General features: G+C 55.4%; 17 protein-coding genes. 5 read left to right on the top strand and 12 right to left on the bottom strand.

Annotated elements, in window-relative coordinates:
• Positions 1 to 67: 67 nt before the first annotated feature.
• Positions 68 to 796 carry a class I SAM-dependent methyltransferase gene (locus N909_RS0106915; protein ID WP_029913347.1) on the bottom strand — a complete coding sequence of 243 codons (729 nt, stop codon included), beginning with the start codon at positions 794 to 796 and terminating at the stop codon, positions 68 to 70.
• Between the two features lie 18 nt (positions 797 to 814).
• Complete coding sequence (locus N909_RS0106910) at positions 815 to 1,198, bottom strand: OsmC family protein (protein ID WP_029913345.1); 384 nt, start codon at positions 1,196 to 1,198, stop codon at positions 815 to 817.
• A 216-nt stretch (positions 1,199 to 1,414) separates the two neighbouring features.
• Between N909_RS0106910 and N909_RS0106905 the strand changes: the two genes are divergently transcribed.
• Both N909_RS0106905 and N909_RS0106900 read left to right on the top strand, forming a co-directional pair.
• Positions 1,415 to 2,173: a sulfite exporter TauE/SafE family protein gene (locus N909_RS0106905; protein ID WP_051689581.1), complete on the top strand. Its 759-nt coding sequence runs from the start codon at positions 1,415 to 1,417 to the stop codon at positions 2,171 to 2,173.
• Between the two features lie 93 nt (positions 2,174 to 2,266).
• Positions 2,267 to 5,497: a UvrD-helicase domain-containing protein gene (locus tag N909_RS0106900; protein WP_029913340.1), complete on the top strand. Its 3,231-nt coding sequence runs from the start codon at positions 2,267 to 2,269 to the stop codon at positions 5,495 to 5,497.
• 61 nt (positions 5,498 to 5,558) lie between these two features.
• On the opposite strand, the gene N909_RS0106895 is transcribed toward N909_RS0106900, so the two are convergent.
• The 8 genes from N909_RS0106895 to N909_RS0106855 all read right to left on the bottom strand — a co-directional run bounded on the left by N909_RS0106895 (position 5,559) and on the right by N909_RS0106855 (position 14,706).
• Positions 5,559 to 5,798 carry a hypothetical protein gene (locus N909_RS0106895; RefSeq protein WP_029913338.1) on the bottom strand — a complete coding sequence of 80 codons (240 nt, stop codon included), beginning with the start codon at positions 5,796 to 5,798 and terminating at the stop codon, positions 5,559 to 5,561.
• A gap of 762 nt (positions 5,799 to 6,560) precedes the next feature.
• Positions 6,561 to 7,697 carry a patatin-like phospholipase family protein gene (locus N909_RS0106885; protein ID WP_029913336.1) on the bottom strand — a complete coding sequence of 379 codons (1,137 nt, stop codon included), beginning with the start codon at positions 7,695 to 7,697 and terminating at the stop codon, positions 6,561 to 6,563.
• A 371-nt stretch (positions 7,698 to 8,068) separates the two neighbouring features.
• Entirely contained in the window at positions 8,069 to 8,812 is a 744-nt protein-coding gene (locus tag N909_RS0106880) for a metallophosphoesterase family protein (protein ID WP_029913334.1), read from the bottom strand.
• A 329-nt stretch (positions 8,813 to 9,141) separates the two neighbouring features.
• Positions 9,142 to 9,801: a 2Fe-2S iron-sulfur cluster-binding protein gene (locus tag N909_RS0106875; RefSeq protein ID WP_029913332.1), complete on the bottom strand. Its 660-nt coding sequence runs from the start codon at positions 9,799 to 9,801 to the stop codon at positions 9,142 to 9,144.
• Positions 9,801 to 11,789: an NADH-ubiquinone oxidoreductase-F iron-sulfur binding region domain-containing protein gene (locus tag N909_RS0106870; protein WP_162179114.1), complete on the bottom strand. Its 1,989-nt coding sequence runs from the start codon at positions 11,787 to 11,789 to the stop codon at positions 9,801 to 9,803. The genes N909_RS0106875 and N909_RS0106870 overlap by 1 nt, the downstream gene beginning before the upstream one ends.
• 311 nt (positions 11,790 to 12,100) lie before the next feature.
• Positions 12,101 to 12,556 carry an NADH-quinone oxidoreductase subunit NuoE family protein gene (locus N909_RS0106865; RefSeq protein ID WP_029913328.1) on the bottom strand — a complete coding sequence of 152 codons (456 nt, stop codon included), beginning with the start codon at positions 12,554 to 12,556 and terminating at the stop codon, positions 12,101 to 12,103.
• A gap of 136 nt (positions 12,557 to 12,692) precedes the next feature.
• Positions 12,693 to 13,982: an ATP-binding protein gene (locus N909_RS0106860; RefSeq protein WP_029913326.1), complete on the bottom strand. Its 1,290-nt coding sequence runs from the start codon at positions 13,980 to 13,982 to the stop codon at positions 12,693 to 12,695.
• A gap of 10 nt (positions 13,983 to 13,992) precedes the next feature.
• On the bottom strand, positions 13,993 to 14,706 hold the full coding sequence (locus N909_RS0106855; RefSeq protein ID WP_029913319.1) for a winged helix-turn-helix domain-containing protein: 714 nt from the start codon (positions 14,704 to 14,706) through the stop codon (positions 13,993 to 13,995).
• A gap of 456 nt (positions 14,707 to 15,162) precedes the next feature.
• Between N909_RS0106855 and N909_RS0106850 the strand changes: the two genes are divergently transcribed.
• Positions 15,163 to 15,750: an outer membrane beta-barrel protein gene (locus tag N909_RS0106850; protein WP_029913317.1), complete on the top strand. Its 588-nt coding sequence runs from the start codon at positions 15,163 to 15,165 to the stop codon at positions 15,748 to 15,750.
• A gap of 143 nt (positions 15,751 to 15,893) precedes the next feature.
• Here N909_RS0106850 and N909_RS0106845 read toward each other — a convergent pair whose 3' ends face one another.
• Entirely contained in the window at positions 15,894 to 16,265 is a 372-nt protein-coding gene (locus N909_RS0106845) for a hypothetical protein (RefSeq protein ID WP_155005885.1), read from the bottom strand.
• Positions 16,266 to 16,466: 201 nt separating this feature from the next.
• Between N909_RS0106845 and N909_RS0106840 the strand changes: the two genes are divergently transcribed.
• Positions 16,467 to 17,567, top strand: a complete 1,101-nt coding sequence (locus N909_RS0106840) for a DNA glycosylase AlkZ-like family protein (protein ID WP_084167552.1) — start codon at positions 16,467 to 16,469, stop codon at positions 17,565 to 17,567.
• 352 nt (positions 17,568 to 17,919) lie between these two features.
• Positions 17,920 to 19,065: an MFS transporter gene (locus N909_RS0106835; RefSeq protein ID WP_245613579.1), complete on the top strand. Its 1,146-nt coding sequence runs from the start codon at positions 17,920 to 17,922 to the stop codon at positions 19,063 to 19,065.
• Between the two features lie 77 nt (positions 19,066 to 19,142).
• On the opposite strand, the gene lplA is transcribed toward N909_RS0106835, so the two are convergent.
• Positions 19,143 to 20,159 carry a lipoate--protein ligase gene (gene lplA / locus N909_RS0106830; RefSeq protein ID WP_029913308.1) on the bottom strand — a complete coding sequence of 339 codons (1,017 nt, stop codon included), beginning with the start codon at positions 20,157 to 20,159 and terminating at the stop codon, positions 19,143 to 19,145.
• Positions 20,160 to 20,173 lie beyond the last annotated feature (14 nt).

Below are 20,173 nucleotides of genomic sequence, written 5' to 3'. Positions count from 1 at the left end.
CAAAAGCCGGGAGGACTGTGCCAGCGGGCAGACACCGCCACTCCGGTAGCGGTGTCTGCCCGCGATCTTATCTCTTGGTTGCGATCACACTGATCAGACCCTGATCGTTGCTCATTTCGATGGACTTGAAGCCGGCTCCGGACAGCTGCTCAAGCACCCAATCCGGGGATAGCCTGAGCTTGCGGTAAAAGCTTTTGTGGCATGTCCACTGCTCATTCTCCTTCTTATAAACCAGGTCGTGGACCTTGACCGTTTCCGGTTCATATTCGAGAAAGCAGGTCATGATGCTGCTGTTGTCACTTTTGACGGGGATAAAGCGTTCAAGAGCTGACAGTTCAAAGCTCAGGTCCCTAAATGTAGCGATAAAGCGGCCGTTTTTTTCCAATGCAGTGAAAATTTTTCGGAACAGTTCGCAGACCGTTGCCTTGGAATCGAGATGCAGCAGGGTATCGGTCATGCAGACGATCAGTTCCGCCGAAGTCGTTAGGTGCCGGTCGAACTGAACCAGGTCGTCATTGATGATAGTGATGCTCAGGTCATCGGCGTGATCGGCTAGTAGATTGAGCAGCTTTTGACTATGATCGATGGCCGTGACCGTAAAACCTGTCCGGGCCAGGGGGATGGACTGAAAGCCGCAGCCCGCGCCGAGATCAATCGCGATCCCGGAAGAGACCGGCTTGATGTCATGCCGGCTGAGAAAAGCGCTGTTTTGAGCAAGGGCGTTGGAAAAACCGCCAAACATCCAGACGTAAACGTCCGCCAGTACCTCTTCATAATGTTGTTTGACTGTTGCCATTTTCTTCTCCGGTCAAAATTAATCGTCTATCGGGGTAAACCAAAGACCCTTCGACAAGGTGTTGCGAACCGGGCAATTCTCTATTGCTGCCAGCAGGGTCTGCTGTTCCGGTTCTGATAAGGAATCGGGAAAGACAACGCTGTAACCAAATGTCGAGCGATCCGGTGAACTGCGATCAAGGGAAACCGAAACCCTGACTTGGGAAAGAGCAATTCCCATCTGCTGGGCGGTCATGCGCAGTGTTATGTTCATGCAGCTGGCCAGCGCCGCTTCCAGCAAATCGTGCGGGCGAAACCCTTGATTGCTGCCGCCTTTGTCGCTGGTGGTGTCTGCTATACCTTCTTGTTCACCATTGGTGAAGAAAGTCAGAAAATCCTGATTTTGGCTCTCTGCCTGAATCATGGAACACCTCTAAACCTGACAAAAAATTATTACAAAAACAAATTTTGTGACAACGACGGAGATATCCGGCCGCGTGCAGCAGACCGCCGGCTTTTCGTCGCGCCTGATACATATAAAAATTTATCCATGCATATTTATTTTGGTTGCAGATAAATGCCAGCGCTATACTAGCGCGCGTTCCGTTCATTGCAAACGGATTTTTCGGTTGGGTTGGCCATGGATTCCTTTTTCCCTTTTTTACAAACACATCTGCTGCAGTTTCTTTTTACCTGTATTATCGCTTTTGCCGCTGCGGTCATGGGGGGGATCTCGGGGTTCGGTACCGGCTTGATCCTGCCGGTCTTCTTGAGTCCGGTTGTCGGGGTCGCGAATGTTATTCCGGTCATGGCGGTTGCCATGCTGTTAAATAACGGAAGCCGGGCTCTGGCCTTCAGGGAGGCAATCAAGTGGGATCATGTGCGTCGTCTCCTGGTGTTTGGTTTACCGGGGTGCGCACTGGGGGCTTATGGCTATACTCTCCTGAAAGCCGATTGGATTGCTTTTGCCCTGGGTTGCTTTTTGTTGCTCAGTCTTCCTTTGCGAAGACGATTGCGGAGGGCCGCTTTTCAGCTGCGGGCACCTGGAGAAATTTTCGCCGGCGGATTATTCGGCGTGATCAACGGTGGAATGACCGGGACCGGGGTGTTCCTGATTTCCCTGTTACTGGCCGCTGGAGTGCAGGGTGCTGCACTGATTGCCACTGATGCGATTCTGGCCGTGATCATGAGTGCGGTCAAAGTCGTTTTGTTCGGCCGCTTTGCCAGCCTGGACCTGCTGATGCTCTGCATCGGTCTGCTGGTTGGTGCCGCGACGATTCCGGGAGCTTATCTGGCCCGCTATTGTCTGGGGAAAATATCACTCCGGGTTCATGCCTGGTTGATGGAGGGGATTGTGCTGGTCGGTGCGATGACCTTTCTCTGGCAAGCTTTTCATTGACCTCCCGGTGGTTTGACAGGGGTGCTGTGAACATTGAATAATAATTTTCCGGCATAACCGATTTTTTTACATCCAGCCCGAAAGCCGTATTCCATGACTCAGCAGAAACCCATCGTTGCCGATTTTCACATCCACTCTCATTATTCACGCGCGACCAGCAAACAGTTGACCCCGGAATATCTGGACTACTGGGCTCGTATCAAGGGGATTCATGTGGTCGGCACCGGCGACCTGACCCATCCGGGCTGGCTGGCCGAGTTGAAAGAGAAACTGGAGCCGGCCGAGGCGGGACTGTTTCGACTCAAACCGGCTTATCGGGGTGTGCCCGAGGAACAGGACTGCCCGGCGCCTGAAGGTCAAGTCCGTTTTCTGCTCAGTGGAGAAATCAGCAATATCTATAAAAAAGACGGCCAGGTCCGCAAGGTCCACAACCTGGTCTGTGCCCCTGATTTTGCCAGTGTTGAGACCATTCAGGACAAACTGGAGCGGATCGGCAATATCACCGCGGATGGCCGTCCCATTCTCGGCCTTGATTCAAAGGATCTGTTTGAGCTGTGCCTGAACAGCTCTGAGCAGATCATGTTCATCCCGGCGCATATCTGGACGCCGTGGTTTTCAGTGTTGGGGGCAAAATCAGGATTTGACAGTTTGCGCGCCTGTTTTGGCGAGCTGGCCCCGCTGTTGGCCGGCGTGGAAATGGGTCTGTCCACCGACCCGGCCATCAACTGGATGTGTTCCTTTCTGGATGATTTCACCCTGCTGGCCAATTCCGATGCCCATTCGCCGGAAAAGCTGGGCCGCAACGCCAATCTGCTGGCCACCGAACTGAGCTACGCGGCCATCCGTAGCGCCGTTGCCAGCGGCGGGGAGGAATTTCTCGGCACCATCTCCTTTTTCCCTCAGGAAGGGAAGTATCATTTTGACGGCCACCGTAAATGCGGGGTCTGCCTCGATCCGGTGGCCACCTTGCGCAACAACGGAATTTGCCCGCACTGCGGCAAACCGGTCACCGTCGGTGTGGCCAATCGGGTGGTGCAACTGTCCGACCGGGCCGATATCCTGCAGCGCCCCAACCGGAAACCCTTTCATTCGCTGATTCCCCTCAAAGAGATTTTTGGGGAATTGCTGGGGGTCGGGGTAAACAGCAAAAAGGTCAGCCAGGTCTATCAAGAGGCAATCCGCAAATGGGGAACGGAGCTTTCCATTCTTATGGACCTGCCTGTGGATGTCGTTGAACGCGAAGGGGATGCGCTGTTGGCTGAAGCTTTGCGGCGGATGCGGGCCGGAGAGATACTGATTCAGGAAGGATATGACGGCGAGTATGGCAGTATCCGGGTTTTTGCTGCCGGGGAAAAGGAGCGGTTTTCCGCCCAAAACAGCCTGTTCATGGGGGCTGCCGACGGCTCAGCCAAACGCAAGCGCGCCCTGCTGACCTTTGACCTGAATGAGTACCGGCAGCTGGTTGAACAACGGGACGAACAGAATGAAACCGCTGCCGGGCAGCCGGCAGCTTCCGTTGCCAAACCGACGGCGGAGTTTGTCTTTAATGCCGAACAGCTGGCGGCGGTGGAGCACGCAGCAGGACCGGCCCTGATCCTGGCCGGTCCCGGGACCGGCAAAACCCGGGTGCTGGTCAACCGCATCCAGCGGCTGATTGACAGTGGAACCGCTCCGGCAGAGAGCCTTCTGGCCATCACCTTTACGAATAAGGCGGCGCAGGAGATGCGCGAACGCCTCAACCTGCTGCTGGGACCTGTTGCCCAAGCAATCACGGTTGCCACTTTCCATGCTTTTGGGTTGCAGGTTCTGCGTGACCAGCTGGTTCAAACCGGCCGCAGCGCGGATTTTTCTCTGCTTGATGAGGAGGACAAGGAACTCATCGCCCGCCATCACCTGGGGTGGGATAAAAACCTGCTCAAAGAGCGGCTGGCCTTGATCAGCCAGGTCAAACAATTGCAGGTTGAGCTGCCCGGCGCTCAGGAAGAGCCGTGGTTCAAGGACTGGCAGGAGGTCTTACGCGAACAGAACCTGTTCGATCTCGATGACCTGCTTTACCAGCCCTTACAGTTGTTTGCTGCTGAGCCGGAACTCCTTGACCAGTATCGTAAACGTTTTTCCTGGCTGCTGGTGGACGAATACCAGGACGTGAATCGCGTCCAGTACGCCTTGATCCGTCAGCTGGCACCGTGCGCAGATTCCAACCTGTTTGCCATTGGTGATCCCAATCAGGCGATCTACGGATTTCGCGGAGCCGATATTCAGTACATCCAGCAGTTTTCCACGGACTATCCGCAGGCCGCGGTTTATCAGCTGAGTCAAAGCTACCGCTGCCCAGATCCGGTGATCAGGGCCTCCGGCCATGTTCTGCGCAAACCGGGAGAATCTGCGGAGGTGGGCTTTTTGTCAGGAGTGCCGTCGCAGGTCAAGATCAATATCGATCATCATCGCAGTGACAAGAGCGAGGCGGAATTCGTAGCCCGCACCATTGAGCAATTGCTGGGCGGCATGAGCTTTTTTTCCATTGATTCCGCCGTGACCAGTGGCCATGCGCAGGGAGAAATCGGCGGCCTGGCGGAGATTGCCATCCTCTGCCGGCTGGGCCGACAAATGGAGGTGCTGGAGAAAGCGCTGCAGGATCACCATATTCCATACCGCGTGGTCGGCGAAGCGCCGTTTTTCCGCCGTGAGCCGGTCAAATCGATTCTGCAGCAATGTCAGGCGGTTCGTCAGCCCGACCACCCATTTCTGCACCGGCAGGTTGTGGAGCGTTTCGCTCTCAGCGAACAACAACTGCAGCAATGGGGGCAATTGAACGACTCGCGTGACCTGGTCACCGCTGTGGTCGCGGCCCGGGCGGACGGCTCCAGCCTGTTGGAAGACCCCGCCATCCGTCGGCTGCTGGAATTGTGCGGCGAATATCCGCAACCACAACGGTTGCTTGACTACCTGGCGCTGGGGATGGCGGCCGATGATTACAGTTCCAGGAGCGAGGCCGTGGCGTTGATGACCCTGCATGCTTCAAAGGGATTGGAATTCGATGCCGTGTTTATTCCCGGTTGCGAACAGGGATTGCTCCCCTATGCGCTGTTTGAAACGCAGCGGGCTGATGTGGCTGAGGAGCAACGGCTGCTTTATGTCGGAATGACCCGCGCTAAAAAACGCCTGTTTCTCTCCCACGCGGACAGCCGTTTTCTTCTTGGAAAAGAGTACCAGCTGCCGCGCAGCCCGTTTCTGGACCGGATTGAGTTGGAGTTGTTGGCCCAAACCCACCAGGAGAGCAAACGGAAGCAGCAGCCCGCGGCTGAACAGTTGTCGCTGCTCTGATGAAAGGTTGGCAATAAAAAGCGGATTCCCAGGGGGACGAAAGTCCTCAAAATGGACCCATTCAGTCGGCAATGCGGATGCTGGCCCACTCGGTGCGCGGGATATACATGTACTTCACCTTTTCACAGCCATCGCATTTGACCGGAACCTGAATCAGGCCTGGGTCATAGGGGACCGGTTTGGCCGGGGCATTGTCGATGAGCAACTCATGGCCGCACTGATCGCAGGCCAGCCCGGTTCTTTTCCGTTCCTGCTTGCGTTTTTCGAGGACAGCATCATTGTGTTGGGACAGGGTCTTCATGGGGACTCCTTGTTGTTCTGCGGATGAGAGGACATTATACACAACTTGTCTGCAGTGGTGGGGGAGGTTGTTTCACCCCCATCCCGGCCTTCCCCCATCAAAGGGGGAAGGAGATATCTTCTTTCGCCAGTAGGCAGGCTAAGTAACCGAGCAAAACCGTCGGGTCTCGGCCCGACAGCCGACCTCCTTTTTTTGATCGCAAATAAAAAGGAGGCAAAAAAAACTCTTTTGATTTCTCGGGATGAGCGGCTCTGTTGTGATTTATCGTGGGTCGCGCTGAGAGCGGCTTCGTGGCCTGGGATTGAGACGGAGACCTCACTCGCCTTAGAAATATTGCTATGTGGGAACCGAAGCGGCGCAGCATGAGCCCCGAAAAAGGCAAGCCTTTTGGCGGGGCAACGAAGTCTCTGGGGAGATTGCGCTGCGTTTCAATGTGAATAGCGGCCTTCCAAATGAGAAAAGACAAAAGGTGCATCAATTCGGCTACCGTACCAATCCCGCAGCCCCTACCTCCGCCAGTACGAGAAGCCTCGCTTCTCGTCGGGCGCATTTGACGACGGTGCGGTCAGTAGCGACCACGATCCGTGCATAAATGTAACGGTAACCAACCCTGCCGAATCAGCATTAAACAATGCGCAGCTATTTCATTCCCGGAACAAACGAAACTCCCGAGCAATCAAAGGCCATTTTTTGCCTTCTTTTTGTGGGCCTGGACAAAAAGAAGGGCGGCAGCGGGGCCGCGACCCCGCGACCTTGATCAACTCAGGTCCCTTCCAACAGCGCAGAGATCTCCTGCCTGCGGGCTGTTGCATCAGCTTCCCCGACTTTCAGCATTTGCCGGATATAGCGCGGGTCGAACATCACCATGCTCAACCAGTCCGGGCTGCCTGTTTTATGGGTCCCGATGCCGCGGACCAGGTAACGAAACAGCCTTGGCAGATCCTGCTCGAATTGCCCGGAGAGCCTGCCGATGTCGCAGGATGGGCGGGACAGGAAGAGTTCTACTCGGCTTGGTCCAGGGTCCGAACCCGGAGGGATTTTACTGAGCAGGCGGTTGACCATTTCGAGAGAATGGGCATCCTGATCGAGCACATCCAGGAATATCGCATTCATTAAGACGCCGATAATCTGGGCCGGTGGCGGGTAGCCCTGGATAACCGGTGTGTCGGCCTCAGACAGTGAGCGCTGATAGCGGGTCGAGATGGCCAGAATCCTTTTCCCGCCCAGATGTAAGGACGGTGCAAAGGGTGCAGCCTGGCGGATGCCACCATCGCCGAACCACGCATTGCCGATCTGAACCGCCGGGAAAAACAGTGGCAACGCGGCCGAGGCCATGATGTGGGCAACGGATATTTCGGTGCGGACGCTCCGGCGATGCGGCCGTTCCCACAGGGTGATGTCTTTTCCCTGCACCCAGGTGACCGACTGTCCGGTGCCGTAGTTGGTCCCGGTAATGGCCAGGGCCTTCAGTTTTCCCTGGCGCAAGTTTTCGCCAATGCCTGACATACTCCCGGCGGGAGCGAGGCTCTGTCGCAACAGCTGATGGAGAGGGGTGGTATCAACCAGCCCACGGACTCCAGGGGTAATTCCGAGCCCGCCGAAGAGCAGATTTGTGCCCCAGCCCAGCACGTTTTTGCTCAGACTCCAGCTGTCCGCACGGAATACCTGATCAAGGGTGAGGCCGCACCACAGCTCGGCCAGGTCAGCCACTGCTTCGGCAAAGCTTCCGGTGTGGTTCGCGAGGAAGGCGGCATTGATCGCCCCGGCGGAAACGCCGGTCAGGATCGGGATATTAAGATCGGGTTTGAACTTGGCAAGGGAGAGCAGAAAACCAACCTGGTAAGCGGCACGAGCGCCGCCACCACTCAGTACCAGGGCGAGATCGTTGTTTGCGTTCATGCGATCCTCCTTGCCTGAGAAGATTCTCCGGTCACCGATTGGAAACTGTTGTTCTTAAGCTCTTATCCCTGTGGATTTAATCCCCTGTCGCTTACGGAGAGGAGCCTGGTCGCCATCAGCCGTCAAGTCCAGGCGGAAACATCCAGGGCGGATTTTATTGCTCCAGTGCGCTCCTTCAAAACTATGGACTTTCAGATCCTATGAATTGAGTCCTTCCCCCTTGATGGGGGAAGGTTAGGATGGGGGTGGAAATGCCGGCCTGTTTCCCCCCTCACCCCAACCCTCTCCCACGAGGGAAGAGGGAGCTATTTTAGGGGCTTTCAGTGCATAGTGGTTTATTCAAAGACCGAATGCGGTTGGTCCGTCGTTTTTCACAGACCGCGGCCGGTCGCTAAAAAATGAGCCCAGTCCGCGCGGTTGCGTTTTTGCGCCAGGGCGACCGCCTTCTGGTAATCATAAGCCACTTTGATATGTTGCACGCTCCAGCCCTGGCCGCAATTTTCGATCATGGCATAAGTAGTATGGGGGCTGAAACTCTGCATGGAATGGCGTACCGGAGTGTCATCGGTATAGGCTGGCAAACCGACACTCCCCGGATTGACAATCAATTGCCCGCTACTGGTGAACACCGCTCTGGCAATATGGGTATGGCCGCAAAGGATGACTTTTTCCTTGTGCCCGTTTAAAAGGTGCAGGATCTCCGGATCGGATCGCAAACCGGGCAAACCGCTCTCAACGGACTCCAGCAGATAGGTCATGTCATCGTTGGGAGAGCCATGACAGAGATAAATTTCGTCTGTTACGCGACTTTCGCCGGGCAGGCTTTTCAGCCATTCCACGGATTCTGCTCCCAACTCCTCCAGAATAAACTTGAGGGTTGGGTTGGCTTCGATCTCGGCTTGGGTTGCGGCAACGATCTGCCGGTCCTGATTGCCGGCGATGGTGACAAAATCGTATTCCTGCAGCAAATCATAGGTTGCCCGCGGAGCAATCGGCCCATAAAGAATATCGCCAAGATTGACGGTTATATCGGCATTGCGCTGTTTGATGTCCGAAATGACGGCTTCAAGTGCGAACAGGTTACTGTGGATATCGGATAAGATGGCGATGCGCACGGGGTCCTCTGCGGTTCGTGTCCGGGGCTGGTTAATTCAATCCATTTATGCCGGTTCTTTCGGCTGCCAACAGGGTAGCGGCTGGTCAGTTTGCGGCCGGGCCGGGAAGCAGCGATGCGTCTTGACAGCCATGAAACTGGAGCGGTTAGCACCGCAAAGACCTGGGACAGTCCCGGTTTTGCTTACAGCTGCTCTTAAACGAGCGCCATTCCACTACTGTCCCAAGAATTGCCTTTTGGCAAAAGAAAATCAAGAACGAAAATCGGTCTTTCAGGGCAAAGCTCCTGTCCAAACAGAGGAATGCCAGTCACAGGCAATGGCCGTATCTTTCACTGTTCAGCGCGGTCAGGTGTTTTCGTTCGAAAGAGTCCTGATTGAAAGGTGGTGGCTCCGTTGATCAGGATATGTCCGGTCGGGCAGACCCGAAGACAGGCCTGGCAGGTTCCGCAGCCCGCCGCAGTCGTGGTCGTCACATAGGCCACTTTGAGGTCCTGGCCTCGCCCCAGAAAAGTCAGTTTGTTCCTGGATATTGATCGACACAGGGAGACACACAGCCCGCAGAGAATGCAGCCGGGTTGCGGTGGTTTGTTGGCTGCGTTGCCCTGCCCGGCCGGTTGGTCCTGAGCGTTGGCCGGGGCTTGCCCCAGGGCCGCTAATTCCTGCAGCATTTCGGTCACGGCAGCATGGTTAAACGGGCCGCGTTGCAGCAGCAATGCGGCCGCCAACGCGCGGGTCCGACGAATTTTTCGCGAATCGGTCCTGATTTGCATCCCTGGCCGACAGTTAAGCAAACAGGCGTGCTGCAGGACCCAGCGGCCGTTTTCCTGCTGTTCGACCAGGCATAAACCGCAGCGTCCCTGCACTGGCAGGCGCGGAAAGTAACACAAGGCCGGAATCGCTATGGCGTGGGAGATCAGGACCGCGAGCAATGATTCTCCCTCGGTAGCGGGGAGTTCCCGCTGGTCGACATGGATGGTTATTGAACTCATTATGGCGTCTTCCTCGGTTTGGTCATAATGCAGGCATGCGGGCAGAGTTCCGTACAACTGTGGCAGCGTACACAGCGCTCATCGTCAAACCGGTAGCGTGCCGGACCCCGGCCGGGCAGCAGGGTGATCGCCCCGACCGGACAGACTTTATAGCAGACCAGGCAATCGGTGCAGGCCGTTTGATCGATTTCGAAACGGATCAGCGCATGGCAGGCTCCGGCCGGGCAGATTCCCTGAGTGTGGGAGGCGAATTCCTCGGCAAAATATGTCAGTCCGCTCAGCAACGGATTAACCGCGGAGCGGCCAAGTCCGCAGCGGGACAGTTCGCTGACCGTCCGGCTCAGTTCCGCCAGGTCCCGCAGCAGGGACTCGTCAGCCCGGTTCCGGGTCAGCCGATCGAGCAACTTATGCAGCTGCGCCAGGCCGTCCCGACAGAACAGGCATTGGCCGCAGGATTCCGCGGCCATGAAGGCGGTCAGCTGTTTACATAGATCCACCATGCAGTGGGATTTATTCAAGACCACCAACCCGCCGGAGCCGATCATTGCCCCGGCTTGTTGAAGAGTGGAATAATCCAGCGGGGTATCCCGGTACGGGAGCAGCCCGCCGGAAGGTCCGCCGATCTGGAGCGCCTTGATGGACTGTGGCGCTGCTCCGCCGATCTCTTCAACGACTGTCGCTGTGCGGGTTCCCAGGGGCACTTCAATGAAGCCGGGGCGGGGCAAATCACCGGTCAGGCAGAAGATTTTTGTCCCCGGGCTTTGGGCGCTCCCCGTTGCGCGGAATTCTTCCGCTCCCCGGGTCAGAATCCAGGGGACATTGGCCAGGGTCTCGACATTGTTGATCACGGTCGGATGCCCGCCCAGACCCTGCTCGGCCGGGTACGGCGGCCTTGGAACCGGTTCGCCCCGCCGGCCCTGCATGACCTGCAGCAAAGCGGTTTCTTCGCCGCAGACAAAAGCCCCGCCGCTTTGAATGATTTCGACCTCAAGACTGAACCCGGTCCCCAGAATATGACTGCCGAGCAGACCGGCGGCATAGAGATCGGCGATGGCCTTGCGCAGGTTGGCAATGGACAGCTGATATTCATGGCGGACAAAAACGTAAGCGCGTTGCGCACCAACGGCATAGGCGGCCAGCAGCAGCCCCTCCAAACACCGGTGCGGATCGCTTTCCAACAGGGTACGGTTCATATACGCACCGGGGTCACCTTCATCGGCATTAGCCACCACCATGCGGAGCGGATCGGAACTCTCTGCAGCGAGCAGCCATTTTTGCCCGGTGGGAAAGCCGCTGCCGCCGCGGCCACGTAGGCCCGCCGCGGTAATTTCCGCAATGAGATCCGACGGGGTTTGTTCAAAGAGGGCTTTGGCCAGGGCAAAATATCCCCCGGTCGCCACATATTCAGCCAGGCTGTGGGGGTCGATCAAGCCGCAATGACCGCTGATGCGCCGTTGCTGGCCGGCAAAAAAGGCTGCGAAATCGTTGTTGGCGGCACGGAGAACGTCCAGATCTTCAAACCCGGTCAGGATCCCCGGATGGCGTTCCTGTAAGACCAGCCAGGCCGAATCATGGACTCTTTGCTTCAGGGCCGTGCGGATAATCGCTGAATGATTGATGCTGCCGGCTTTACCAAACAGATAGTGGCGCCCCTCGGTGGTGCGCACGTCGATCAGGGGTTCCGCGTAACAGGCGCCGATACAGCCGACGTTGTGGACCTTGACGGCTCCGGCAAAGTCGGCCCGGGTGGTCAGCAAATCCAAACGTTGGCCTGCTCCGGCTGCCTGCCCACAGGACGCTGTACCGACGTTGATCCGGGAAACGTCCCGCGGGCACAGCAGGTCTTGCCCCTGCCTGGCCAATTTTGTCAGAATGGGCGGGATCACACAGAGGAGACCATGGCGGCGGGCAAGCAGGAGCTCAATCGGCGGCGTTGCCGCCGCTGCGCTGGGAACCAGGGGAATATCACGTTGAACTTGTCCAGTCATAAACCCTTCCGCAATCAGCTTGTTGCAAAAATCCATCCCTGGCTTTTTGCAAACCCGGTAGAGAAAAGTGCGCTTTTCTGCAGCCTGTAATCCGGGGGGCGTCCGGAATGGCGCTCGTTTAAGCAACTTCGCAGTAAACTCGGGACTGTCCCCAGGGGCATCGCGGGGGGCTGTCCCAAGAGTTTGCGAGCCATGAAACTGTAGGGGTTAGCACCGCAAAGACCTGGGACAGCCCCGTGCGGGGACAGTCCCGGTTTTGCTGCCAGCGACTCTTAAACTAGCGCCATTCGGGGGCGTCCGTGGTGCCAGAGTTATTTGTCTTCCTGCTTTTGGGGCGTCTCATCCCGCAGGCGCTTCAACACCGTCGGCAGCTGATGCGCTTTAACCCTGCCTTCCAAGCGGTCGTTGACGACGATCACCGGCGCCAGGCTGCAGGCCCCGACGCACTGGACCTTTTCAATACTGATGAAGCCATCCATGGAGGTCCCGTCTTCATCAAGTTCCAGTTCTGCAGCCAGACGCTGGTAAATCTGCTCTGCGCCGCGGGCGTAGCAGGGGGTGCCGTAACAGATGGCAAGCCGGTTTTTGCCGGGGGGCCTGGTGCGCAGTGAATGAAAAAAACTCAACAGGCCATGCAGGTCCGCCAGTGGCCGATCGGTCTGCTGCGCCAGATCCTGCAGGTCCTGCTCGGAAATAAAGCCCTTTTCTTCATGCAGCCGATGAAAACGGTTAATGATGGGTGAATCAGATGTCGAGAGGTGACGCATGGTAAGCACCGCAGCTCAGGATGATATGCCGGTGTTGGCCGACGGAGTTGTTATTGGTTAGGTGGTTCTTTTTTACTATAGAGGGTTTTGAAAATTTGGCGCAAGAGGGGGGGATAACTGACGCTGGGACACACCGTTACCAGCTGAGGGTAAAACGGGCGCCTCCTAACGGCGAAGATTCGACCGATACGGTTCCGCCGTGCAGGGTGATAATCTGTTTGACAATGGCCAAACCGAGGCCATGGCCGCCGGTATCTTTGGTCCGGCTGGCATCCAGCCTGACAAAGGGTTCAAAAATACGCTCGCGATCAGCCATGGGGATACCCGGTCCGTCATCATCGATATGGATCAGGCAGCATTTCTCCCCTTTCTCCAGACGAACGATGATTCTGCTTTCAGAATATTTTCCGGCGTTGATCATCAAATTGCTCACCGCTCTGGCCATGTAACGCGGGGCGATGTTGGCGGTGATCGCTTCAGCCTCCTCACTAATCAGGCAGGAAACCGTTGCTCTTGCCAGGACGGGTTTGATCTCTTTGACGACCAGAAGCAGCCAGGGTGCCATGAGCTGTTCTTCCTTATGCAGGGCAGGGGTCTCCCGGTCGAAGCGTGCGTAGCTCAGCAATTCGGAAACCAAATCTTCCAATTCATCGACATCACGACTGATTTCGACAAGGTAATTCTGGCGTTTTGCTTCTTCCAGGGAGCTTTGGGCCATCTCCAGGCTGAAACGGATGCGGGAGATCGGCGTGCGCAGTTCATGGGAAATAGCTCTGGTGAGCTCTTTGTGCGAGGCGATCAACTGCTGGATTCGCCCGGCCATGTTGTTAAACGTCTCCGCCAACGGGGCCAATGTCGATCGCTGCGGCAGATTGGCGCGAGCAGAAAAGTCCCCCTGGCCGAAGGCCTGGGCGGCCCGGCTTATTTCCTTGAGTTTTAACCAGAGCGGTCGCGCCCAAAGAATGGCCAGCAAACCGAATAATAAGGTAATCATTGCCCAGGCCAGGAGATCAATCTGCAAAGACAAGTCCAAGTCATTGATCGGGCCCATGGTGATGACCTTATTGCTGGCGGGGATGAGGCGATAGAACAGGGAACCGTTGTTTTTGACGACAATGAGCAGGCTGTTTAACTGTTCTTGTTCCGCCGGCGATAAAGTCAGCTGATCCCTGTCGGTCAGAGTAATCGGGTAGCCAAAGCGGCTTTGCAGCTGCTGCAGGCGTTGTTGCTGTTCAGCGGGAGGCAGCGCTGCCAATTCATTCAACAGCAGGTGGAAAGTCCCGCGGGTCAGATCCCGCCAATAGTCGAGGTAGGCCTGCCGATAATATTCCTGCAGCGGTTTGCTGATCAGCAACGGCTGGGCGTACTGCAGACCGATCATGCCGATCATGATAAATAGGAAAAATGAAAAGAAGATCCGCTTCATCAGGGTTGCCTCAGGCGTTCAGAGCAAACAGATACCCCTGCCCCCAGATCGTTTTGATCCGCTTGGGGTGGTCGGCGTCTTCCTCAAGTTTTTTGCGCAAGTGCGAGATGGTCAAATCCACCGATCGGTCCAGCCCGTCGTAGTCGATTCCCCTCAACTTGCGGTAAATGGTCGCGCGATCCAGAATCTGCCCGGCGTGACTGGCCAGAAGCCAGAGCAGGTTGAACTCATTGGTGGTCAAAATGACTGGTTGACGATTAAGCTGAACGCTTTGCGCGGCTCGGTTAATACTCAACCGGCCAAAAACCAGTTCATCGATTGTTTCCGGAGCAACATCATTTTCTCCGTTGGCTTTTTCCCGACGCCGCAGCAAGGCCCGAATGCGGGCCAGCAAAACCCGTGGCAGAACCGGCTTTTTGACATAATCATCGGCACCCATTTCCAAGCCTGCGACTTGATCCATATCATCTTCAAGAGCCGTCAGCATGAGAATCGGTCCCTGGTAATCGGTGCGGACCTGCTGACAGATCGTCAAGCCGTCCATGCCTGGCAATAGTAGGTCGAGGATGACCAGATCCGGTCGTTCTTGAAGAATACGCGTTGCCGCGGTATCGCCTCTTCTTTCGACGGACAGGTCAAAGCCCTGTTCTGTCAGATAGGAACTGATCAAATTCCCAAGCCGGTCGTCATCCTCAACCAGCAGGATTTGTTTTCGTTGTGTCATGGTTTTCTGATCCGGATCTCTGTGAGTTCGAGTCACGAGTTCTGTCACAGTCAAAGCCGCGCGCGATGACTTGACAGCGCTCACAACAAAAGAATGTCAGCGCCTGGTAACAGGACGGTGGATTGGCCATCAATGATAATGGAGTCGGCTATCTTCAGCAAGTCAGCTTCACGCCCTGGGTCCGGAAGTCACAGGATGATTGCCTTTGCCATGTTTGTGGATGTCAATCTGTATAGCATGAATGAGCCTGATAAAATCCGTGGAATTTTTGTATCCGATTGTAGGTTTTTGTAGGAACGAGGACGCTCCCAGGGGCACGGGGAGTTTTACAAAATCTTACAATTGAATACATAAAATCCACAGCTTGAAAAAATAGCCTACCGTAATGTTCTGCATCAATAACGGGCTTCCAAAACGGAACGCACTCAATATTGACGCAAGCAAAAGGAGACAATGATGAAAAGTGTGAAATACCTGGTTATGGTGGGGCTGGTACTGACAATCGCCGTTAGTACCGCCCAAGCGGATGGGACTGGAAACGGGTTCTATGCCGGAGCCGCGGTTGTCGGTTCCGGGTTCGTGCTCGACAGTGGGGACAATACCGATAAATTGGATGGCGATTCCAAAGTATCTGGCGGGGTCTATGCCGGTTATAAACACAGGATTATCAAAGGGATGTTTGCTGCTGGAGAAGTTTTTTATCACGATACCGCAGCGGACAAGAAATTTTCCGATGGCGACAAAATGGAGCTTGACCCGCAATATGGGCTTAAGTTCCACCTGGGCTATGAGTGGGACAGCTGGTCCGTGTACGGGATTTTGGGCGCTGCCCACCTGGGCTACGATGTGACTCAAAATGGAGAGCATAAAGATGACGGGAGCTTCCAGGCACTATTTGGCGGTGGTGCCGGCTATCAGTTCAATGAGAAGATTTCCACCAATCTGGAAATAACGACCACCGGCGAAGAGGTTGATATTGCCGGAGATGACGACAGAACGCTTGGTCTACTCACCATGCGGCTAGGAGTCAGTTATCATTTTTAATTGGGTGAGCCGGTTTTTGAAAGAGCTGCTTACCAAGTTTATCAAGCCAGGCAGGAAAAGTTTTTTTCCTGCCTGGCAAACTTCATGAGTCAGGGAATTAAGATTGCTTTTGATCTTCTGCCGTTTCAGGGAGCGGCCGCTTGTTACTCCGCTTCTTTCTGCAGTTCCCGGTAGCGCAAGCCATGGATGGTATTCTCAATCCCGGATTGCCGGTTGGCCGGGTCGGTATGATAATGATAGTTGCTGGTTCCTAACGTGGTCAGGGTTGTCCCGTAGATCTTCAAGTCTTTATCCTCAGCCGGGGAAACGCCGAAATCCTGACAGACTGTCTCATATTCCGTTCGAGACAAAGGCTTTTTGGGAATACTGTTGAAGCGGCGCATATGCGCAATAAATTCTTGCGGGTCCTCAACCGTAAAGCAGCGGTACCATTTTTCTGGTTCAGTGGTGTGATAGCCGGATTCCACAAACCGTCCTTCAGCCGTTTTCTCCATCGTTGTCCAGACTGTAGCCATGTCGTCCTCCTTTGATCGAATTAAAAAATTATCCATGCATTCTACATGTTTGTGGTGAGATTTAAAGAGATATCTGGTAGACAGAAGGAGACGAGCCCCAGCCGGGGAGAGGCAATTTTCATTGGCCATCCGGATGCGCGGTAAGCGGGTCAAGTCCATCGCAGGGTTTCCTCCCGGCCACGAGCGCCGTTGGAGTAAGCAATGGGCCCGATGACAAAAACCATGTCAGGAAAAAATATGCATATCACTCTTGCTCAGCTCAGATGGCACCGGCTCATGAGGTCAGGTCTGATAACTCCGTTCGCCTCAGCAGAGGACTGCGCAGAAGCACTCATTGGAGTGCAGGCGCAAATGTCACGCGCTGCTGCTCTTGCCATTGCAGCCAGGATCGCCGGTGATTTTTCTTTCCGGAAATTCGAAGAGTTGCTGTACCGGCAACGTTCTCTTGTCCGCACATGGGGACAGCGGAACACCCTGCATACCTTTCGCTCAGCAGATTGGCCCAATCTGGTTGCGGCGCTTGGTTCCCGGCGCTCCTGGGCGCACGGAAAGTTTCTTGAAAACGGCGGCTCTGCGGTTGATTGCGAGCGGTTGATTGCAGCTATCGGCAAAACCCTGCAAGGGAGACCGCCGCTCACGCGGGAGGCGATTGCCGGGCAGACCGGAATGGAGGCATCGGGCTGGGGCGGACTTCTTATTGACGCTGCTTATCGGGGCCTGCTTTGCGATGCCGGAGCGCGGCGGTTTGCTCATGGCATGCACTGGCTGCCCAGGCGCATGGAGCAACCGGACCCAAAAACCGCCAGCATCGCTTTGATGCGTCGTTACCTGCGTAACTATGGGCCAGCACGGCCTGCGGATGCCGCCTTCTGGTTTGGGGAAAAAGTGGCCGTGGTCAAGCAATGGCTGGCCAGCTTGGACCTGATAGAAGTCGTGTGCGAAAAGACTCCACTTGTCGCCCTCCGTGAGGACAAAAATGAGCTGACCTCGCTTGCTCCGCCACGCTCCACGCAGGGTTGGCCAATTGTCATGCTGTATCGCTTCGATCCTCTCCTGCTGGCCCACAAGGGCAAAGACTGGATCGTTCCGGCCCAACACTATGGCAAGGTCTGGACGGCCGGCGGGCATGTCTCGGGGGTCATTTTACAGAAAGGGGTCGCAGTGGCCACCTGGCAGTATCAAAAAAGTGCGGGTCGATATGGCATTACCCTTGCGCCGTTCTCAAAAACAAAAATCTCCCAACGGATCCAAGAAAAAGTTGAGCAGCAGGAAAAATTTCTGGGAAAATTCTTTCTTCAGTGATCATTCTGTGGGGCAAAGCGCTTTACCTGGGAAATCCAGCGCAATGGTCCGCAGGCGCCACAGTTTCAGGGCGCACTTTTTTGCGCCCGCGATATTTTTTGCTATGAAGGAACAGACTCGGCATTTTTCCCGGTGCAATGGCGAGAGACTCAATGCTGACAGGCCAGCTGCACAAAAAACAGGTGAATAGAAAGAGTCTTTTTCTCTTTTTTTTACGTGGATTAGTGGGGTAATGTCAAAAACTTGAAATTCATCTGCCCTGCTCGGGTGATGTGCGTTGGTTAACCGTTCCTCCTTTGTTTCCTGCAGAAAGTCAGATATTGTGCCCCCACAGACATTTAAAAGAAATGAAGTGTTCGTCCTGTCAATCGCCCACCTTGCTCATGATACGTTTTCCGCGATCCTGGCGCCGCTCCTGCCGCTTTTGATTGCGAAGCTCGGCATGTCGCTTTCGGTGACGGCTTTTCTCGATATTACCCGGCGCATTCCGGCACTCTTCAATCCGTTTTTGGGTGTCCTGGTCGAGCGTACCGGCAGCAAGTACATTGTCATCTTCACACCGGCGATCACGGCACTCAGCATGGGCTTCGTCGGCCTGGCCAACTCGACGGTGATCTTGTTTATCCTGCTGTTTGTCGCCGGGGTCTCGGCGGCGCTGTTTCATGTCCCTTCCCCGGTGATGGTTAAGAATGTGGCGGGCAATCGAGTCGGTACCGGAATGAGTTTTTTCATGGTCGGTGGGGAACTGGCGAGAACTCTCGGCCCGATGTTGGTTATTGCCGCAGTCTCCGCTTGGGGACTGGAAGGGATTTATCGACTGATCCCCTTGGGGCTACTGGCTTCTCTGGTCCTGTATCTCAAACTGCGCAATTATCAGAGCCCGCAGCACCTGAGCAAACCTAAAGAAAAAGGGGATACCCGCAAGATTCTGAAACAACACCGGTTTTTTTTTATTGCCCTGGCTGGCTTCATCCTGTTTCAGGCGGTGGCAAAGAGCGCCCTGACCCTGTATTTGCCGGTTTACCTGACCGGGCAGGGCAGTTCCTTGTGGTATGCGGGTATTTCCTTATCTGTCTTGCAGTTTTTCGGCGTGGTCGGGACGTTCTGCGCCGGGAATCTCTCCGATCGCATCGGCCGGCGCAAAACCCTGCTGCTCTCCAGCGTTGCAACGGTCCTTTTTATGGGGCTGTTTGTCTGGAGTAACAATATTATCCCATTGGCTGTGCTGGGACTGTTCCTGCTTGCTTCAGGACCGGTTCTGCTGGCCAAGACCCAGGATATCGCAACGAATATGCCGACTTTTATGAACAGCATGTACATGTTCATTAATTTCGGTGTCAGCTCGGTGGCGGTTTTTGCTGTCGGTCTGCTCGGGGACAAGCTCGGGCTGCAGACGACTTATATCATTGCAGCGTTCTTCTGCCTTGGGACTATCCCGCTGGCCTGGCTGGTGACCCTGGAACAGGGCCAGGAGACTCCCCCGGAGTTTCCCGGCTGAAGATTCCTCATATTGTTGCTGAGTCGGTACCGCTCAGGACATGACCTGCCCTGGCAATTGCCTTGCGGCGCTTTGTTTCAGGCAAATTGCTTTGTTAACCATTGCTGAGTGGTCGCAAGCTGAGCCTGGTACTGCGGGTAGCTGTGCAGCAGTTTTTCTATACAGGATGACACGCTTGCGGACTGGTATTGCAGGCCGTGCAGCGCTTCCGCAAAACGTTCCATCGGCAAGGGATCGAGCATGTCGGTGTAAATGGTGGCCTGCTGAATCGTGCCTCGCTCCACGTTGAGTAACATTTCAACCCCGCCCCAATCAAAACGCTCGTCCAAAGAGTGCGTAAACGGAGGAGTGCTGCCGAAATTCCATTCCCAACTGCATTGGCGGGCAAATTTTTCCTTGAAGTCCGGCAGGTTCGCGAAGTGCTCTGGAGTGATGAATTCGGTTGTGACCGCGACCTGATAGTAATCCTGATAGGCCTGGCTGATTGCTGCGCTCACTGTTTGATGGCTAAGATCAGGAACCAGCGTGTTCAGATTGACAACTCGTGATCTGATGGAGGCAATTCCCTTGGCCTGTAACTTCTTCGGGTCGGGGTTGAGATAGTCGGCCAAACGGTTCAGGTCGGCGTTCAGCAGCAGGGTGCCGTGGTGGAATCCTCGGTCAGGAGTTTCCCGATAGGCCGAACCGGAAAACTTGCGCAGGCCGGTTTCATCTTCGATCACCAGGTCGTTACGGCCGTTGGCCTGCCCCGCGATCCCCAGCTTTTCCAAAGCGTTCAGGACGATTTGGGTCGATACGCTTTTATCATATTCGGGCTTGCCGGCCATGAAGGTAAAGCAGCTGTTGCCCAGATCATGAAAGACCGCCCCGCCACCGGTCTGGCGGCGGGCAAGTTTCACCCCGTCCTGCTCCATGCGTTCGGTATTGCATTCTCGCCAGGGGTTCTGCGCCCGGCCGATCACCACGGTGTCGGCGTTTTGCCACAAGAACAGGACGCGCTGGTCGGCCGGCATGGAACGGAAAATAATATCTTCAACGGTCAGGTTGAACCAGGGATCGGTCGAATCGGAAATGAGGATACGGGTTTTGTTCATCGTTTACTCGCTGC

The organism is Pelobacter seleniigenes DSM 18267, assembly GCF_000711225.1.
GTDB lineage: Bacteria > Desulfobacterota > Desulfuromonadia > Desulfuromonadales > Geopsychrobacteraceae > Seleniibacterium > Seleniibacterium seleniigenes.
This window is presented reverse-complemented; position numbering and strand designations above follow the sequence as displayed.

Bases quoted from the DNA above. Each gene is read 5' to 3' on its own strand.
- N909_RS0106900 (WP_029913340.1), top strand. From the start codon at position 2,267: ATGACTCAGCAGAAACCCATCGTTGCCGATTTTCACATCCACTCTCAT.
- N909_RS0106860 (WP_029913326.1), bottom strand. From the start codon at position 13,982: ATGAAGCGGATCTTCTTTTCATTTTTCCTATTTATCATGATCGGCATG.
- N909_RS0106840 (WP_084167552.1), top strand. From the start codon at position 16,467: ATGGGCCCGATGACAAAAACCATGTCAGGAAAAAATATGCATATCACT.
- N909_RS0106885 (WP_029913336.1), bottom strand. From the start codon at position 7,697: ATGAACGCAAACAACGATCTCGCCCTGGTACTGAGTGGTGGCGGCGCT.
- N909_RS0106915 (WP_029913347.1), bottom strand. From the start codon at position 796: ATGGCAACAGTCAAACAACATTATGAAGAGGTACTGGCGGACGTTTAC.
- N909_RS0106895 (WP_029913338.1), bottom strand. From the start codon at position 5,798: ATGAAGACCCTGTCCCAACACAATGATGCTGTCCTCGAAAAACGCAAG.
- N909_RS0106905 (WP_051689581.1), top strand. From the start codon at position 1,415: ATGGATTCCTTTTTCCCTTTTTTACAAACACATCTGCTGCAGTTTCTT.
- N909_RS0106855 (WP_029913319.1), bottom strand. From the start codon at position 14,706: ATGACACAACGAAAACAAATCCTGCTGGTTGAGGATGACGACCGGCTT.
- N909_RS0106865 (WP_029913328.1), bottom strand. From the start codon at position 12,556: ATGCGTCACCTCTCGACATCTGATTCACCCATCATTAACCGTTTTCAT.
- N909_RS0106850 (WP_029913317.1), top strand. From the start codon at position 15,163: ATGAAAAGTGTGAAATACCTGGTTATGGTGGGGCTGGTACTGACAATC.
- N909_RS0106845 (WP_155005885.1), bottom strand. From the start codon at position 16,265: ATGGCTACAGTCTGGACAACGATGGAGAAAACGGCTGAAGGACGGTTT.
- lplA (WP_029913308.1), bottom strand. From the start codon at position 20,159: ATGAACAAAACCCGTATCCTCATTTCCGATTCGACCGATCCCTGGTTC.
- N909_RS0106910 (WP_029913345.1), bottom strand. From the start codon at position 1,198: ATGATTCAGGCAGAGAGCCAAAATCAGGATTTTCTGACTTTCTTCACC.
- N909_RS0106870 (WP_162179114.1), bottom strand. From the start codon at position 11,789: ATGACTGGACAAGTTCAACGTGATATTCCCCTGGTTCCCAGCGCAGCG.
- N909_RS0106875 (WP_029913332.1), bottom strand. From the start codon at position 9,801: ATGAGTTCAATAACCATCCATGTCGACCAGCGGGAACTCCCCGCTACC.